The following is a 1,763-nucleotide window of genomic DNA, read 5'->3' as shown; positions in this document are numbered from 1 at the left end:
ACCACCACCGACCACGTCGTCGTTCTGGATCGCCACCAGATCCCCGAGTCGCACCGAGACGACCTGGAGCGGCTCGTCGGGGACCTGGCCGAGGCCGGCGAGCGCCTCGCGATCGAACGCTCCGCTCTCCTTCCGGGGGCGCCCGTGAGCCCGGAGCCGGGCGCGGCCGCGCGCCACGTCGACGCGCGGGGTGCGGACTGGGCCCAGGTCTACCCCGAGTGGGGCCTCGCCGGGAACGCGGCGATCATCATCGGGCCGCGGGCGGTCACGGAGGGCGTCGACCTCCGTCGTCGATGCTTCCTGCACTCCTACAACGCCGACGAGGACCCGTCCGGGAGCGCGCTGGAGACGATCCTCACCGCGCCCGTGGTAGTCGCACAGTGGATCAATTGCCAGTACTACTTCTCCACCGTCGCCCCCCGGACCTTCGGCGCCGGCACCAAGACCACCCACAACGTCGTCGGCGGGATCGGTGTGGTCACCGGCCCCGGCGGCGACCTGCGAACCGGTCTGCCCTGGCAGTCCGTGGCGGTCGGTGATCACCTCGCGCATGAACCCATGCGTTTACTGGTCCTCGTCCACGCACCGCGCGAGCGCATAGACGCGATCCTGGCCCGTAACCCCGGGGTTCGGGACCTCGTCGACAACCACTGGATCACCCTGCTGGCCCGGAACGACCAGTCCCCCCGATGGCACCACCGCACCCGCGGTGGATGGACCCCGTATCCCACCGAGATCGGAGAATGACCATGACCCGAGCCAACCTCACCAGGATGACCAAGATCGAAGTGATCGTCCCGGGATCCGACGCCCCCGACGTGCGACGACTCATCGAGCATTCCGGCGCGACCGGTTTCACCACCATTTCCGGGGTGTCCGGGCTGGGCCACCACGGATACCGGGAGGGCGGACTGCTGTTCAACGAGCAGGAGACCCTCGCCCTGCTCATCACCGTCATCCCTGATCACCGTGTCGATGCGCTGCTCGTCGGACTGCGGTCCCTGCTCGACGAGGCCTCGGGGGTCATGTTCGTCACCGACACCTACGTCAGCCGCCCGGACTACTTCACCTGACGTCCGCGCTCCGGTCCAACCGCGTCACCACCCCCCGGTCGCCGTCCACCCGGACGAGGTCACCGGTCCGCAGCGTCTGCGTGGCGACCAGTGTGTTGACCACGCAGGGCAGCCCGTACTCGCGCGCCACCACGGCCCCGTGGGAGACCGAACTGCCGATGTCGGTGACCAGCGCGGCGATCACCGTGAAGTAGGGAGTCCAGCCCACATCCGTGACGGGTGCGACCAGGATCTCGCCCGACCGCACCTCGCGGGCGTCCAAGATGGACCTGGCCACGCGCACCACGCCCTCCACCGATCCGCGGCTCGCGGGTCGCCCGATGATCTCCCCGCCCGCGGCCTCACGCGGGGGCCGGGCGATCAGCGGGACCGGGCGACCGACCGACACGTCGGGGAACTCCAGCACGTCCTGGAACGCCAGTGCCTCCCGGCGCGCGAGGGCGCTCTGGACGAGATCGCCGATCTCCCCCGGCCCGACGATCCGGCCCAGCTCCGCACGGTCGAAGAAGAACACCAGGTCCGCGTCGGGCAGTCGTCCGGCGGCGGCCAGGACCTCGCCGAGGTGGCGGTACCCCCGCTTGAGCGCGTGCGCCATCAGCGCCATCGCGGACTTGGTCTCCTCGCGCCCACGCGCGCCCTCCTGCGCGAACCGGGAGAGCAGGCGGATGACGGGCGAGACGGACCCGTGGA

General features: G+C 70.5%; 3 protein-coding genes. 2 read left to right on the top strand and 1 reads right to left on the bottom strand.

The annotated features are described in order from the left end of the window. Both G6026_RS06265 and G6026_RS06260 read left to right on the top strand, forming a co-directional pair. On the top strand, window positions 1-747 hold a 747-nt coding region (locus G6026_RS06265), incomplete at its 5' end, for a putative inorganic carbon transporter subunit DabA (RefSeq protein ID WP_182612590.1). Window positions 748-773: 26 nt separating this feature from the next. Next, the gene (locus G6026_RS06260; RefSeq protein WP_228549514.1) at window positions 774-1,073 is read left to right on the top strand and encodes a DUF190 domain-containing protein; all 300 of its coding nucleotides are present in this window, start codon (window positions 774-776) and stop codon (window positions 1,071-1,073) included. Here the strand turns inward: G6026_RS06260 and G6026_RS17170 are convergent. Then, window positions 1,066-1,763, bottom strand: a 698-nt coding sequence (locus G6026_RS17170) for a PEP-utilizing enzyme (protein WP_241727962.1), incomplete at its 5' end; no start/stop codon positions are given. The genes G6026_RS06260 and G6026_RS17170 overlap by 8 nt on opposite strands.

It is taken from the genome of Dietzia sp. DQ11-38-2, assembly GCF_014145055.1.
In the GTDB taxonomy this organism is placed as follows: domain Bacteria; phylum Actinomycetota; class Actinomycetes; order Mycobacteriales; family Mycobacteriaceae; genus Dietzia.
The sequence above is the reverse complement of the archived record's forward strand: the minus strand, read 5'-3'. Positions and strand labels throughout refer to the sequence as shown.

What these genes read in the sequence shown, in the direction of transcription:
- G6026_RS06260 (WP_228549514.1), top strand. Translation starts at nt 774, where the DNA reads ATGACCAAGATCGAAGTGATCGTCCCGGGATCCGACGCCCCCGACGTG.